Here is a 13,524-nt window from a genome sequence, read left to right as displayed (position 1 = left end):
GGGCTTCCTCGCGCGGGCCGCCGCCGACGAGCAGCAGCCGCGCCTGGGGCTGGCGCGCGAGCAGCAGCGGCATGGCAGCGATAAGGTCGTCCAGGCCCTCGTAATCGTAAAAGCTGCCGATGAAGCCGATCACCGGGCACGGCTTGCCCTCCGCCTCTAAGCCGAGTTCGCGGGCAAGCGCCGCATCGCGGGCACGCGGCGTGCCGAAGAGATCGAGATCGACGCCGTTCGGCATTTTCGAGATCTTTTCGGCCGGAACGCCGCGTGCGATGAGATCGATGCGCAGGCCGTCGCAGATCGTCACGACGGCATCCGCGCGTCCGACCACACGGTTTTCCAGCGCTCGGGTGAGCCGATACTTGAGCGAACCTTCGCTGCCCGTGCCGTTCCCGACGGCGGCATCTTCCCAGAAGGCCCGGATCTCGTAAACCAGCGGGATGCCGTGACGCCTTGCGACCCGCCCGGCCGCTGCGCCGCAAAGCGAAGGGGAATGGGCATGGAGCACATCCGGTCGCCAGTCGCGCACGAGCCGGTCGATGGAATCGGCGAACAGCCCGATCTCGCGCATTTCGCGCAGGCCCGCCGGTCCGGCGGCTTTCCCTTCGGTGCGGTGGAACAACAGGCCGTCGGCTTCCTCGACGTCCGGCCCTTCCGCCTTGTGGCGTATGCCGGTAATGCTCCGGACCTCGAAGCCCATGGCCTGCTGCGCCTTCAGGATCGCACGGGTCCGAAAGGTATAGCCGCTGTGCATCGGCAGCGAATGGTCGAGGACGTGGAGAACACGGGTCATGGCGGTTATCCCTATGTCTGCAAGGCTTAACGCCGCGTCAACTCCGCGCTGGTAGGCCGGGCGGCCATGGTCGACATCCTTGCCCTTGCCGTGAGCCACGGACTGCTGGCACTCGCCGTGTGGCGGCTGCTGCTGCGCGCCGACCTCGATGTCGAGACACCGCGAGATGGCGCCGCTCCCGTAGGAGAGCCAGCCCGGAGAGTGAAGCCCGTGCGGCGCGAGATGCGCTGGCCCGGCAAGGGCGGCGGCGATGCTTGACCTGGCGCTGACCGGCTTCGTCGCCTGTTTCCTGCTGGCCGGCTTCCGGCGGCCGTTCCTCTGGGTGCTGTGCTATCTCTATGTCGATATCGTCAGTCCGCAGATCATCTCCTGGGGCATCCTGGCCCGCCTGCCGATCTCGCTCATGGCTTTCGCCGCCGCGTTTCTCGGCTGGCTGGCTCTCGACGACAAGCGCGATTCGCGCTTCACCCTGCGGCAGGGCATTCTCGCGGCGCTGCTGCTCTATTGCGGCTATACCACCTGGGCGGCGGTCTATCCGGCCGCAGCGGCGGAGAAATGGGCCTGGGTCTGGAAGGCGCTGGTCTTCGCGATCTTCCTGCCCTTCACTTTGCGCACCCGCCTGCGTATCGAGGCAGTGGCGCTGGTCATGGTGCTCGCGGCGAGCGCGCTCGTCATCGACGGTGGGCTCAAGACCGCAGGCGGCGGCGGCGGCTATGGCACCCTGCGCATCTTCGTGGAGAACAACACGGGTCTCTACGAAGGATCCATTCTCTCAGCCGTGGCGATTTCCATCATCCCCATCGTGCTCTGGTTGGTGAAACACGGCACGGTGTTCCCGGCGGACTGGCGAGTCTACCTTTTCGCCGCCGCGCTCATCTTCGCCTGCGCGCTGATCCCGGTGGGGACGCAGGCGCGCACCGGTTTGGTATGCCTGGGCGTGCTTTGCCTCTTCTACTTGCGGACCGCGAAGCACAAAGTGCTGATCGCCGGAGGCATGGCGATGGCGGTCGTGGTGGCGGTGCCGTTCCTGCCGCCGGCGTTCCTGGCGCGGATGAGCACGATCGAGAATCACCAGGCCGACCAGTCGGCCGGGACGCGCCTGGGCGTGTGGAAATGGACCTGGGACTATGTGAAGCAGCATCCCATGGGTGGCGGCTTCGTCGTGAATCAGGCAAGCCGGGTCGAATACGACACGGTTGCGCGAGTCACTGTCGACGGTAGCACCGAGATCCGGCGGACGCATGTGGTGGAGGAGGGCCGCGCCTTCCATTCCAGCTACTTTGAGATGCTGGGCGAGCAGGGCTTCCCGGGCTTCGCATTGTGGGTTCTGCTTCAGGTCAGCGGGCTTTGGCAGATGGAGCGGATCCGGAGCAGGTGGAAGAAGCGTACCGGCCTGGACGAGGCCTGGGTTGCGCCGCTCGCCGTCGCCCTGCAACTGGCGCAAGTAGTGTACCTGATTGGCTCGCTGTTCGTGGGCATCGCCTTCCAGCCGTTCATCCTGATGCTGATCGGTTTGCAATGCGGATTGTGGAGTTACCTCAAGCGCGTGGATGCGGAACAGTCTAACGTGGCGGTTCCCCGGATCAAACCGGCCGTCAAGGCTGCATGAGGCCGGTTTCGGCGTTTGGGCAGGGCATCCGCGGGGCACAACCTTAACGGCGCGATCGGGCCTATGAACCTGAAAGTCCCGGAGGATACGTGTTTACGGCAAATTAACCTTTAACCTTCATTTGTCCTATGGTTAATACACGGAAATGTCCGTTACGGCTGGGGATTGAGCCGGAACGGGGGGCGAAAGGTAATTCCGATGCGAGTGCTGCTGATCGAGGATGAACCGACTACCGCGCGGGCCATCGAACTCATGCTGACGGCCGAAGGCTTCAACGTCTACTCTACGGATCTGGGCGAAGAAGGCCTCGATCTCGGCAAGCTCTACGATTACGACATCATCCTGCTCGATCTCAACCTGCCCGACATGCACGGGTACGACGTGCTGAAGAAGCTGCGCGTGGCCAAGGTGCAGACGCCGGTTCTGATTCTCTCGGGTATTTCCGAAATGGATTCGAAGGTCCGCTCGTTCGGCTTCGGCGCCGACGATTACGTGACCAAGCCGTTCCACCGCGAAGAGTTGATCGCGCGTATTCACGCCGTCGTCCGCCGATCGAAGGGCCATTCGCAGTCGGTCATCCGCACCGGCAAGCTGGTGGTGAACCTCGACGCCAAGACCGTCGAGGTCGACAGCGCCCGCGTGCACCTGACCGGCAAGGAATATGCGATGCTGGAGCTGCTCTCGCTGCGCAAGGGCACCACGCTGACCAAGGAAATGTTCCTCAACCACCTCTACGGCGGCATGGACGAACCGGAACTGAAGATCATCGACGTCTTCATCTGCAAGCTGCGCAAGAAGCTGGCCCACGCCTGCGGCGGCGCCAACTACATCGAGACGGTCTGGGGGCGCGGCTACGTGCTGCGCGATCCGGACGAGCTTCAGGAAGTCGCCTGAACCCTACCCCTTGCGCCTCGATGAGGCGTGAAGCAGCGGCCTGCCCCCGGGGGTGGGCCGTTTCGCTTTGGGCGCCGGTTTCGTTTTTGATGATCGGGCGGCGTTGACCTCGTCCCGCAACGGTGTCAGGGCCCCGCGCCATGACCGCTCACAAATCCGGCGATCCGACCACGCTGAACCGCCTCTACGGCCGCGCCAAGGGCAAACCCCTGCGCGCGGGCCAGCAGGGGCTGGTCGATAACCTGCTGCCGCGAATCGCAGTCCCCCTCGAAGGCCCGGTCACGTCCGAGATCCTGTTCGGCGACGATCGCCCGATGCATTTCGAAATCGGCTTCGGCGGCGGCGAGCACATGGCTGGACGGGCCGACATGCTGCCCAACCACGGCTTCATCGGCGCCGAGCCCTTCATCAACGGTGTCGCCCAGGCGCTGACCCATGTCGCGGGCGACAACGGCGCCGGCACGCCGCTGGGCAACGTGCGCATCCATCACGGCGACGCGCTGGAAGTGCTTGCGCGCATTCCCGACGACTCGCTCTCGTTCCTCTACCTGCTGCACCCGGACCCCTGGCCCAAGGCGCGCCATGCCAAGCGGCGCATGATGAACGACGGCCCGGTGGACATGTTCGCGGCCAAGCTCAAGCCCGGCGGCGAGTTCCGCTTCGGCACCGACCATGCGGTCTATGTCCGCCATGCGCTGATGGTGATGCAGCGCCATACCGATCAGTTCGAGTGGCTCTGCGACAAGCCGCAGGACTTCCAGGTCCGTCCGGGCGGCTGGCCGGAAACGCGCTACGAGAACAAGGCGCGCACCGTATATGGGCATGAGGTCTGGTATTTCCGCTATCGGCGGAAGTGACGATATAGCTGGCAAGTAACGTCGTCGCGGACTTGATCCGGGACGACGTCTTCTTTCCGACGTTATATGTTGAAAAGGCGCCCGGATCGTACCGGGCGCCCTTTTTCTTACCCTGCGACCCCGGCCGCCGCCAGCACGGCCAGCGTCAGCACGTCCGGTGCCAGCGCGGTCATCGGCACGATCTGCACCGGCTTCTCCGCGCCCAGCAGCATCGGCCCGATCGAGGTGGTGCCGCCGATCTCCTTGAGCAGCTTGGCCGAGATATTGGCCGACTGGAGGCCCGGCATGATCAGCACGTTCGCCGGAGCCGACAGTCGGCTGAACGGATAGAGCTTCATGATCTTCGGGTTCAGCGCGGCGTCGGGGGCCATTTCGCCCTCGTACTCGAAGTCCACCTGTTCCTCGTCGAGGATGCGGATCGCCTCGCGAGTCTGCTCCAGCCACTTGCCCGAGGGGTTGCCGAAGGTGGAGTAGCTGAGGAAGGCCACGCGCGGTTCGTGGCCCAGGCGGCGGGCGACGGCGGCGGTTTCCTTGGCGATCACCGCGAGCTGCTCGGCGGTGGGGCGCTCGTTGATGGTTGTGTCAGCCATGAACACCGTGTGGTTCTTGCCGACCAGCAGGTGAATGCCGAAAGCGAGCTTGCCCTCGGCCGGGTCGAGCACGCGGCGCACTTCCTTGATGGACTGCGCGAAGGGGCGGGTCATGCCGGTCACCATCGCATCGCCCACGCCCAGCTTGAGCAGGCCGGAGGCGAAGATGTTGCGGTCGGTATTGACCATGCGCTGCACGTCGCGCTGCAGGAAGCCGCGGCGCTTGAGGCGCTCGTAGAGCATCTCCACCATCGGCGCGACGTGGTCGGAGACCATCGAGTTCTCGATGTGATAGCTTTCGGGATCGGCAACGCCGAGTTCCGCCATCTTGTCGAGGATGACCTGGGTGCGGCCGACCAGGATCGGTTCGCCGTAGCCGAAGTCCCGGTACTGGATCGCCGCGCGCAGGACGACTTCGTTGTCCGCTTCCGCGAAGATCATGCGCTTGGGATTGGCGCGGACCTGCTCGTAGACGCGGGTGAGCACCGAAGTGGTGGGGTTGAGGCGGGCCTTGAGCTGGTCGCGGTAGGCCTCGAAGTCCTCGATCGGGCGCGTGGCGACGCCGGAATCCATCGCCGCCTTGGCGACGGCCATCGACACGACTTCCATCAGGCGCGGATCGAACGGCGCGGGGATGATGTAGTCGCGGCCGAACTGCTGCGCTTCGCCATAGGCTGCGGCAACGTCTTCATGGACTTGCTCGCGCGCCAGTTCGGCAATGGCCTTGGCGGCGGCGATCTTCATCTCTTCGTTGATGGCGGTGGCCGAAACGTCCAGCGCGCCGCGGAAGATGAAGGGGAAGCCCAGCACGTTGTTGACCTGGTTCGGATAGTCCGAACGGCCGGTGGCGACGATGGCGTCGGGACGCACGGCCTTGGCTTCCGGCGGGGTGATTTCCGGGTCCGGGTTGGCCATGGCGAAGATGATCGGCTGGGGCGCCATGGTCTTGACCATCTCGGGCGTGATCGCGCCCTTGGCCGAGAGGCCCAGAACGACGTCGGCACCGACGAGGGCTTCGGCCAGCGTGCGCCTGTCGGTCTTGACCGCATGGGCCGACTTGAACTGGTCCACCCGTTCGCGGCCCGGATAGATCACGCCGCGCGTGTCGCAGACCAGCACATTCTCGTGGGTTACGCCCATGGACTTGATCAGCGCGGTGCAGGCCAGCGCCGAGGCACCGGCGCCGTTCACCACCACCTTGATCTCGTCCAGCTTGCGGCCGGTGATGAGGCAGGCATTGATGAGACCGGCGGCGGCGATGATCGCGGTGCCGTGCTGGTCGTCATGCATGACCGGGATGTTCATGCGTTCGCGCAGGGCCTGCTCGATGATGAAGCATTCGGGGGCCTTGATGTCTTCAAGGTTGATGCCGCCGAAGCTGGGCTCCATCATGGCGATGGCCTCGATCAGCGCGTCCGTGTCTTCGCTGGCGAGTTCGATATCGATGGAATCGACATCGGCGAAGCGCTTGAACAGCACCGCCTTGCCTTCCATCACCGGCTTCGATGCCAGGGCGCCAAGGTTGCCCATGCCGAGGATCGCAGTGCCGTTCGAGATCACCGCAACGAGGTTGCCCTTGGCCGTGTAGTCGTAGGCGGTGGCGGGATCGTCGGCGATCGCCTGCACCGGAACCGCGACGCCCGGCGAATAGGCCAGGCTGAGGTCTCGTTGCGTGGCCATGGGCTTTGACGCAATGATCTCGATCTTACCGGGGCGGATCGTGTTGTGATAGAACAGCGCTTCGCGCTCGGTGAACTGGACCTTCGACTTTTCGGACAAGCGATTTCTCCCGATTTGGGTCTGGCCCTAACGAATGTTATCGCGACGCGATAGGGGAAAGGCGGCCCTTCGGCGCTTCACAAAAAGGGAGGCGGGGGGCTAACGCTCACAGCCATGAGCACAGCGTCCGAGAAGGCGGGGGTGACCCCGATGATGGCCCAATACCTTGTCTTGCGAGAGGCCGCCGGGGACTGCCTGCTGTTCTACCGGATGGGCGACTTCTTCGAATTGTTCTTTGAAGATGCGCAAATTGCAAGCCAGGTGCTCGACATTGCACTTACAACGCGCGGGGAACATGGCGGCCAGCCGATCCCGATGTGCGGCGTGCCGGTCCATGCGGCCGAGGGCTATCTTGCCCGCCTGATCAAGGCCGGCTGCCGCGTGGCCATCGCCGAGCAGACGGAGACACCTGCCCAGGCCAAGGAGCGCGCCAGAAAGGAAGGCCGGGCTTCCAAGGCGCTTGTCGCGCGCGACATCGTCCGCTTCGTCACGGCGGGGACGCTCACGGAGGAATCTCTGCTAGAGCCGCGCCGCGCCAATGTGCTGGCGGCGGCCTGCGAGGTGCGGGGTGTCCTCGGCATCGCCGCCTGCGATATCTCCACCGGACGCATGGAACTGGAAGAGTGCCCGCCCGACCGGCTGGGGGCGGCGCTGGCGCGGTTGGGCGCGAGCGAACTGGTGGTGCCGGAGGGTTGGGAACTGGCGCCGGACGGTGCGATCTCTCGCGGCGGGCATGAGTTTTCCTCCGACGGCGGCGACGAGCGGCTGAAATTTGTCCATGGCGTCGCGACACTTGACGGCTTCGGCACTTTCACGCGCGCCATGCTGGCGGCGGCGGGCGGGCTGATCGCCTATCTCGACCATGTCGGACGGGGCAAGCTGCCGCTCCTTCTGCCGCCGGTGGCGCGCGCCGGAGATGCCGCGCTGGCCATGGACGAGGCGACCCGGGCGAGTCTGGAAATCCTGGAATCGTCGCAGGGCGGCCGCAAGGGCAGTCTGGTCGAGGCGATCGACCGCTGCGTCACCGGCGCCGGCGCGCGGCAGCTTGCGGAAGACCTCTCCGCCCCTTTGACTGACCGCCTTGCCATTGCGGAACGGCTCGCGCTGGTGGAGTGGCTTCACGACGATCCTCTGCTGCGCGAGGACATGCGCGCAGCGCTGCGGGCGCTGCCCGATGTGGGCCGGGCGCTGGGCCGCGTGGTGGCGGGGCGCGGTTCTCCGCGCGACCTTGGCCAGCTTCGCGACGGTCTTTCGGGAGCACGCCGGATCGGTGAGCGGCTGGCGCAGATGGACGGTCTGCCGGTGCTGCTTGACCGGCTCATGCCCGACCTGGGCGGACACGCTGCGCTCGTCGATCACTTTGCGCAGGCGCTGGTGGAGAGCCCTCCGACCGAGCGCGGGCAGGGCGGCTATATCGCCAGCGGCTACGATGCCGGGCTGGACGAACTGCGCGTCACTTCCGGAAACGCTCGCCGCGCGATCGCCGCGCTGGAAGCCAAGTACCGCGAGCAGACCGGTGTGACGGCGCTCAAGATCAAGCACAACAACGTGCTCGGCTACTTCATCGAAGTGCCGCAGCGCCATGCCGACAAGCTGCTGGAACCCGACAGCGGCTTCTCGCACCGCCAGACCATGGCGGGCGCCATGCGCTTCAACGCGCTTGCCCTGCATGAGGAGGCGAGCCGCATCACCGAGGCCGGCGCGCATGCCCTCGCAGCGGAGGAAGCGCACTTCGAGGAACTGGTGGCCGAAGCCGTGGCTGCCCGTCACGCCATCGCCCGCACCGCTGCCGCGCTGGCCCGCCTCGACGTCGCCGCAGGGCAAGCCGAGCGTGCGGCCGAGGGTGGATGGACGCGGCCGGAAGTGGTCGAGGGCCTGTCGCTGGAGATCGAGGGCGGACGCCATCCCGTGGTCGAGGCGGCGCTGAAGGTTCAGGGCGAGCGCTTCGTCGCCAACGACTGCCGCCTCGCCAGCCACGACCGGCTGTGGCTGATCGGCGGCCCCAACATGGGTGGTAAGTCGACCTTCCTGCGCCAGAACGCGCTGATCGTGCTGCTGGCGCAGGCGGGCGGCTTCGTGCCTGCCAAGTCGGCGCGGATCGGCATGGTGGACCGCCTGTTCAGCCGCGTCGGAGCTTCGGACAACCTCGCGCGCGGGCGCTCGACCTTCATGGTCGAGATGGTCGAAACCGCCGCGATCCTCTCGCAGGCGACCGATCGCAGCTTCGTCATCCTCGACGAAGTGGGGCGCGGGACTTCGACTTATGACGGCCTTGCCCTGGCTTGGGCGGTGGCCGAGGCCGTCCACGAGACCAACCGCTGCCGCTGCCTTTTCGCCACGCACTACCACGAGATGGCGCGGCTGGGTGAGACGTGCGAGGCGCTCTCCCTGCACCACGTCCGCGCGCGGGAGTGGAAGGGCGAACTGGTGCTGCTCCACGAACTGGCCGAGGGCCCGGCGGACCGCAGCTATGGCCTTGCCGTGGCGCGACTGGCAGGGGTGCCGCCCAAGGTGATCAGCCGCGCCAAGTCGGTGCTGGAAAAGCTGGAGAAGGGCCGCGCAGAAACCGGCGGTCTGGCAGCGGGTCTCGGCGACCTGCCGCTGTTCGCGGCGGCCCAGGAGGCTCAGGAAGAGCAGTGCGATGTTCTGAGGGACAAACTGCGCGACATGGATATCGACGCCCTGTCACCGCGCGACGCGCTGGAAATCCTCTACGACCTCAAGCGCGAGGCGGGCACGGAGTCTTAATCCACCTGCGCTAGACGGAATCCATGTTCGGGCTGAAAATCAGGAACGTCTTCAGGAGCCGCTGGCACGCGCTGCTCTGGTCGGCCGGCGTGTTGCTGACGGCCTACTGTTCCGTCCTCTCGCCGGACGATGCCGCAGACGGCGGCGGGAACGCCAAGGCCGCCGCAGAGCCTTCGCACAGGAATCCCTGGGCGAAGGCTCTGCCGCGAACTGAGCCTCAGCTGTCGTCGTCGGCGAAATCGTCGTCCGGGGCGTTTTCCCGGCCATAGCGGTCTTCCAGATCGTCCATCGTCTCTTCGCCGCGATAGGCGGACATGTCGATGACGCCGCTGGTGTCCATCTGGTTCATGTGGTCGACAAGGTCGGTGATATCGTCCTCGTCGGCGATGCCGCCCTTGGCCTTCTCAGTGTCTTCCAGTCCGAAGCTGTCGGAAGACCGTCCCTGCGCATCCTCGGCGAAGGTCTGGGCCTGGGTGTCTTCGTCGTCCTGGTCGGGGTTGGCCGTTTCAGGGGCGCGGTCGTCGGGGCGTTCGCTCATCTCAAATCTCCTTTGCCGGGTTAACGGCCGGGAGAAGTGCCGGGTTCCGGTGGCGGCGCGAATGATCCGATAGCAGGGCGCCGCCGCCGTCGCCCCCGTCGTGTGCCTGCCGCTTCAGCGGGTAGGAACCGGAACCTCGCCCGAGTAGTCGTAGAAGCCCCGGCCCGACTTGCGGCCGTACCAGCCAGCCTCGACATATTTCTGCAGCAGCGGCGCCGGGCGGTACTTGGGATCGCCGGTGGTCGCCTGGAACACCTTCATGATCTCGTAGAGCGTATCCAGCCCCACGAAGTCTGCCAGAGTCAGCGGGCCCATGGGATGGTTGGCGCCGAGCCGCATGCCCGCGTCGATATCCTCGACCGAAGCCAGCCCTTCGCCCAGCACGAAGATCGCCTCGTTGAGCAGCGGGCAGAGGATGCGGTTGACCACGAAGCCGGGTGCGTCACCGGCGAGCACCACGGTCTTGCCCAGTGCCTCGCCGAAGGCCTTCATCCGCGCGGTGGTGTCCTCGGAAGTCGCAAGGCCGGGGATCACTTCGACCAGGCCCATGACCGGCACCGGGTTGAAGAAGTGCAGGCCGCAGAACCGCGTCGGATCGGGCGAGGCCGCGGCCATGCGGGTGATCGGGATCGAACTGGTGTTGGAGGCGAGAATGGCGTTCGCGCCCAGCACTTCGCCCACGGCGGCGAAAATCTTGAGCTTGGTGTCCTCGCGCTCGGTGGCGGCTTCGATGATGAGGTCGCAGTCGCCCATTGCGGCATAGTCGCCGGCCGTGGTGATGCGCGGCAGCAGTGCGTCCACCTCGGACTGGGCGATCTTCTCCTTGGCGACCAGCCGGGCCAGGCCCTTGGCGATGCCGGCCTTGCCCTTATCGGCGTTCTCGATCGAGATGTCGGACAGGATCACGTCCATGCCCTTGCCCGCCACCGTCTGGGCGATGCCCGAACCCATAATGCCCGCGCCGATGATACCCACTTTCCGCACTGCCGAACTCCTCTTATGATCCCGTTGCGCCGGAACGATTATCATCGGCGCTTGCGGAGGGAACCTAGCGATTCTGGCCGGGCACCCAAAGCACGTCGTCGGCCCCGTTGGCATTCACCGCCCTGGCGAGGACGAAGAGGTAGTCGCTGAGCCGGTTGAGATAGGATAGCGCGGCCGGATTGGCGGGCGCCTCGGCCGCCATGGCGACGGCGGCGCGTTCCGCCTTGCGGGCGGAAGCGCGGGCGATGTGGACACGCGCGGCGGCTTCGCTTCCGCCCGGCAGGATGAAGCTGCGCAGCGGCTGGAGATGGACGTTGATCGCGTCGATCTCGGATTCGAGCCAGGCGACTTGCGAGGGCACGATGCGCAGCGTCATTTCACCGGGGGTGAAGTCGTCACCGGGGGTGGCGAGGTCTGCGCCAAGGTCGAACAGGTCGTTCTGGATGCGGGTGAGAGTACCGGCATGCGGTGTCTCGGCGAGCGCGCAGACGGCAAGGCCGATGGCGCAGTTCGTCTCGTCCACGGCGCCGATCGCTTCCATGCGGGCTGCGTATTTCGGCAGGCGGGAGCCATCGACGAGGCCCGTGGTGCCGTCGTCACCCGTGCGGGTGTAGATCGTATTGAGCTTTACCAAGATGGAATCCTTTAAAAATCCGCCGAAAGCGGATTTGGCGGCATCAAAATCCCTATCGCGCCATCGCCAGCAGGATGGCGCAGACGATCACCGCCGCCGCCTGATACTTGATGCGGTTGAACATCATCTTGTTCTGGAGGAGCTGGTTCGCGGTCGGCTCGGTCGAGCCGGGATCGCGGTTCAGGTCTTCCTTCGTGCCCTGCATGAAGGCCACGATGCCGCGCACGAGGCTGACGACGACCAGAATCATCAGGACAATGATGATCGGGATGAGAAGAGTGCTCATGAGGCTTGATGTAAGCCTTCGGAAAGCGAAATGCCAGCAGGGAAGCGGCCTTCCCGGAGCGCCTCGACGATGGCTTGCCCGTCTTCACCGGCCTTCCGTCGATCGCCGAGCGAGGGCGCGCCGCGCCGCTTGGCGAGCTTGCGGCCATCCGGTTCGACCAGCAGCGGATGGTGGTGCCAGACCGGCACCGGCAGGCCGAGCAGGGCTTGCAGCAAGCGGTGGACATGGCTGGCCGGGAACAGGTCCATGCCGCGCGTGACCAGGGTGATGCCGTCCGTCGCATCGTCGAGCGTGGCGGCAAGGTGGTAGCTGGCGGGCAGGTCTTTCCTGAGCAGCACGACATCGCCGAAAATCCCGGGGGCGGCGCGCTGCGGCCCGGCGCGTTCGTCGGTCCATTCGAGCGGGCCGGTCAGCTCCAGTGCCCGGGCGACGTCCAGCCGCCATGCCGCGCCTTCGGGGTTGACCTCGCGGTGGCGGCAAGTGCCGGGATAGACCGGGCCGTCCGGTCCCATCGCGGCGGCGGCGGCGGCGGCGGCGATCTCGGCGCGGGTGCAGCGGCAGGGGTACAGGAGGCCCATGGCTTTCAGGCGCTCGCCGGCTTCGGCATAGTCGGCGAGGCGGCGGGACTGAAACCGGGTTTCGCCATCCCAGGCGAGGCCGAGCCATTCGAGGTCGCGGAAGAACGTCTCGACGAACTCCGCCCGGCTGCGTTCGCCGTCGATGTCCTCGATCCGCAGCAGGAATTCGCCGCCGCGCGAGCGCGCCAGGTCGTGCGCCACCATCGCGGCATAGGCGTGGCCGAGGTGAAGCGGGCCGTTGGGGCTGGGAGCGAAGCGGGTGCGGATCATCGCTTCCGCTCGTAGCCGATGGAGCCGCTGGGGCAAGCTGCACCCACCAAGGGAGGTGTGTAGCCAAGGCTGTGGATAAGCCGGACAAAGAATGTGTGCTTCCTATGCCTTTCTCGTGGAAGGTCGGTGGAATCACTGTTGGGAAGCTGTGGATTGTTGTATGGAGCGCACCCCGTGCTGGCTTGACGCCGACTCGTGTAGATGCTGCAAAGAAACACATGCACTGCCATGAAACCGCAATCAGGGCCTGCGACAGGAGGCCATGCTCAAGTCGGAGCTGATCGAGCGCGCGGCCCGGTTCCGCAGCGCGGAGGATGACCCCTCCCGAAGTCTTTCCGACTGTCCTGCTCTAGTGCTCAATGCGGACTACACGCCGCTTTCCTACTACCCTCTCAGCCTCTGGCCCTGGCAGACCGCGGTAAAGGCGATTTGCCTCGAAAGGGTGGACATCATTTCCAGCTACGACCGGGTGGTCCACAGCCCGAGCTGGTCGATGCAGATCCCTTCGGTGATTGCGCTGCGGCAATATGTCCGGCCTTCCGAATTTCCCGCCTTCACCCGTTTCAACCTCTTCCTCCGCGACCGGTTCAGCTGCCAGTACTGCGGCTCTCCCCATCAGCTGACGTTCGATCACGTCGTCCCGCGCCGCCTCGGCGGCAGGACGAGCTGGGAAAACATCCTCACTGCCTGCGCGCCCTGCAATCTCAAGAAGGGCGGTCGCACGCCCAAGCAGGCCAACATGCCCCCGCTCGTGGCCCCGATCCGGCCGACGAGCTGGCAATTGCAGGAACGCGGCAGGGCCTTCCCCCCCAACTACCTCCACGAAACCTGGCGCGACTGGCTCTACTGGGACATCGAACTGGAAGCCTGAGGGCCAGTCTGCCCACAATGGCAATTTACAGGATCCGGCGTTAGTGGGAACGAGGAGCCGTGCCGTCATCCGGCATTAACGAGGCAGACTCCAAGG

The 13,524-nt window shown here is 65.7% G+C and carries 13 protein-coding genes; 6 read left to right on the top strand and 7 right to left on the bottom strand.

Annotated features, from left to right (window positions below; genetic code table 11):
- On the bottom strand, positions 1-790 hold a 790-nt coding region (locus L284_RS30000; RefSeq protein WP_021233003.1), incomplete at its 3' end, for a glycosyltransferase.
- A 66-nt stretch (positions 791-856) separates the two neighbouring features.
- On the opposite strand from L284_RS30000, the gene L284_RS29995 reads away from it, so the two are divergent.
- The 4 genes from L284_RS29995 (at position 857) to trmB (ending at position 4,150) form a co-directional block, all read left to right on the top strand.
- Entirely contained in the window at positions 857-1,048 is a 192-nt protein-coding gene (locus L284_RS29995) for a hypothetical protein (RefSeq protein WP_021233002.1), read from the top strand.
- Positions 1,041-2,399, top strand: coding sequence for a DUF5935 domain-containing protein (locus L284_RS29990; RefSeq protein ID WP_021233001.1), 1,359 nt, complete (start codon positions 1,041-1,043; stop codon positions 2,397-2,399). The genes L284_RS29995 and L284_RS29990 overlap by 8 nt, the downstream gene beginning before the upstream one ends.
- A gap of 198 nt (positions 2,400-2,597) precedes the next feature.
- Entirely contained in the window at positions 2,598-3,293 is a 696-nt protein-coding gene (gene ctrA / locus L284_RS29985; protein WP_021233000.1) for a response regulator transcription factor CtrA, read from the top strand.
- A 140-nt stretch (positions 3,294-3,433) separates the two neighbouring features.
- On the top strand, positions 3,434-4,150 hold the full coding sequence (gene trmB / locus L284_RS29980; RefSeq protein ID WP_021232999.1) for a tRNA (guanine(46)-N(7))-methyltransferase TrmB: 717 nt from the start codon (positions 3,434-3,436) through the stop codon (positions 4,148-4,150).
- Between the two features lie 107 nt (positions 4,151-4,257).
- Here trmB and L284_RS29975 read toward each other — a convergent pair whose 3' ends face one another.
- Positions 4,258-6,519 (bottom strand): NADP-dependent malic enzyme, encoded by a 2,262-nt coding sequence (locus tag L284_RS29975; protein ID WP_021232998.1) that lies wholly within the window; start codon positions 6,517-6,519, stop codon positions 4,258-4,260.
- A gap of 114 nt (positions 6,520-6,633) precedes the next feature.
- Between L284_RS29975 and mutS the strand changes: the two genes are divergently transcribed.
- Entirely contained in the window at positions 6,634-9,267 is a 2,634-nt protein-coding gene (mutS, locus tag L284_RS29970) for a DNA mismatch repair protein MutS (protein WP_021232997.1), read from the top strand.
- Between the two features lie 217 nt (positions 9,268-9,484).
- Here the strand turns inward: mutS and L284_RS29965 are convergent, their stop codons facing one another.
- The 5 genes from L284_RS29965 to gluQRS form a co-directional block, all read right to left on the bottom strand.
- Positions 9,485-9,805 carry a hypothetical protein gene (locus tag L284_RS29965; protein ID WP_021232996.1) on the bottom strand — a complete coding sequence of 107 codons (321 nt, stop codon included), beginning with the start codon at positions 9,803-9,805 and terminating at the stop codon, positions 9,485-9,487.
- Positions 9,806-9,919: 114 nt separating this feature from the next.
- Positions 9,920-10,789: a 3-hydroxyacyl-CoA dehydrogenase family protein gene (locus L284_RS29960; RefSeq protein WP_021232995.1), complete on the bottom strand. Its 870-nt coding sequence runs from the start codon at positions 10,787-10,789 to the stop codon at positions 9,920-9,922.
- Positions 10,790-10,853: 64 nt separating this feature from the next.
- Positions 10,854-11,423 (bottom strand): cob(I)yrinic acid a,c-diamide adenosyltransferase, encoded by a 570-nt coding sequence (locus L284_RS29955; RefSeq protein WP_021232994.1) that lies wholly within the window; start codon positions 11,421-11,423, stop codon positions 10,854-10,856.
- 52 nt (positions 11,424-11,475) lie between these two features.
- Positions 11,476-11,709 (bottom strand): HIG1 domain-containing protein, encoded by a 234-nt coding sequence (locus L284_RS29950; protein ID WP_021232993.1) that lies wholly within the window; start codon positions 11,707-11,709, stop codon positions 11,476-11,478.
- The gene (gene gluQRS / locus L284_RS29945; protein ID WP_021232992.1) at positions 11,706-12,557 is read right to left on the bottom strand and encodes a tRNA glutamyl-Q(34) synthetase GluQRS; all 852 of its coding nucleotides are present in this window, start codon (positions 12,555-12,557) and stop codon (positions 11,706-11,708) included. The genes L284_RS29950 and gluQRS overlap by 4 nt, the downstream gene beginning before the upstream one ends.
- Before the next feature lie 262 nt (positions 12,558-12,819).
- On the opposite strand from gluQRS, the gene L284_RS29940 reads away from it, so the two are divergent.
- Positions 12,820-13,428, top strand: a complete 609-nt coding sequence (locus L284_RS29940) for an HNH endonuclease (RefSeq protein WP_021232991.1) — start codon at positions 12,820-12,822, stop codon at positions 13,426-13,428.
- Positions 13,429-13,524: the final 96 nt, after the last annotated feature.

The organism is Novosphingobium lindaniclasticum LE124, assembly GCF_000445125.1.
Taxonomy (GTDB): Bacteria; Pseudomonadota; Alphaproteobacteria; order Sphingomonadales; family Sphingomonadaceae; genus Novosphingobium; species Novosphingobium lindaniclasticum.
This window is presented reverse-complemented; position numbering and strand designations above follow the sequence as displayed.

Bases quoted from the DNA above. Each gene is read 5' to 3' on its own strand.
- ctrA (WP_021233000.1), top strand. From the start codon at position 2,598: ATGCGAGTGCTGCTGATCGAGGATGAACCGACTACCGCGCGGGCCATC.
- L284_RS29940 (WP_021232991.1), top strand. From the start codon at position 12,820: ATGCTCAAGTCGGAGCTGATCGAGCGCGCGGCCCGGTTCCGCAGCGCG.
- trmB (WP_021232999.1), top strand. From the start codon at position 3,434: ATGACCGCTCACAAATCCGGCGATCCGACCACGCTGAACCGCCTCTAC.
- L284_RS29990 (WP_021233001.1), top strand. From the start codon at position 1,041: ATGCTTGACCTGGCGCTGACCGGCTTCGTCGCCTGTTTCCTGCTGGCC.
- L284_RS29965 (WP_021232996.1), bottom strand. From the start codon at position 9,805: ATGAGCGAACGCCCCGACGACCGCGCCCCTGAAACGGCCAACCCCGAC.
- gluQRS (WP_021232992.1), bottom strand. From the start codon at position 12,557: ATGATCCGCACCCGCTTCGCTCCCAGCCCCAACGGCCCGCTTCACCTC.
- L284_RS29995 (WP_021233002.1), top strand. From the start codon at position 857: ATGGTCGACATCCTTGCCCTTGCCGTGAGCCACGGACTGCTGGCACTC.
- mutS (WP_021232997.1), top strand. From the start codon at position 6,634: ATGAGCACAGCGTCCGAGAAGGCGGGGGTGACCCCGATGATGGCCCAA.
- L284_RS29950 (WP_021232993.1), bottom strand. From the start codon at position 11,709: ATGAGCACTCTTCTCATCCCGATCATCATTGTCCTGATGATTCTGGTC.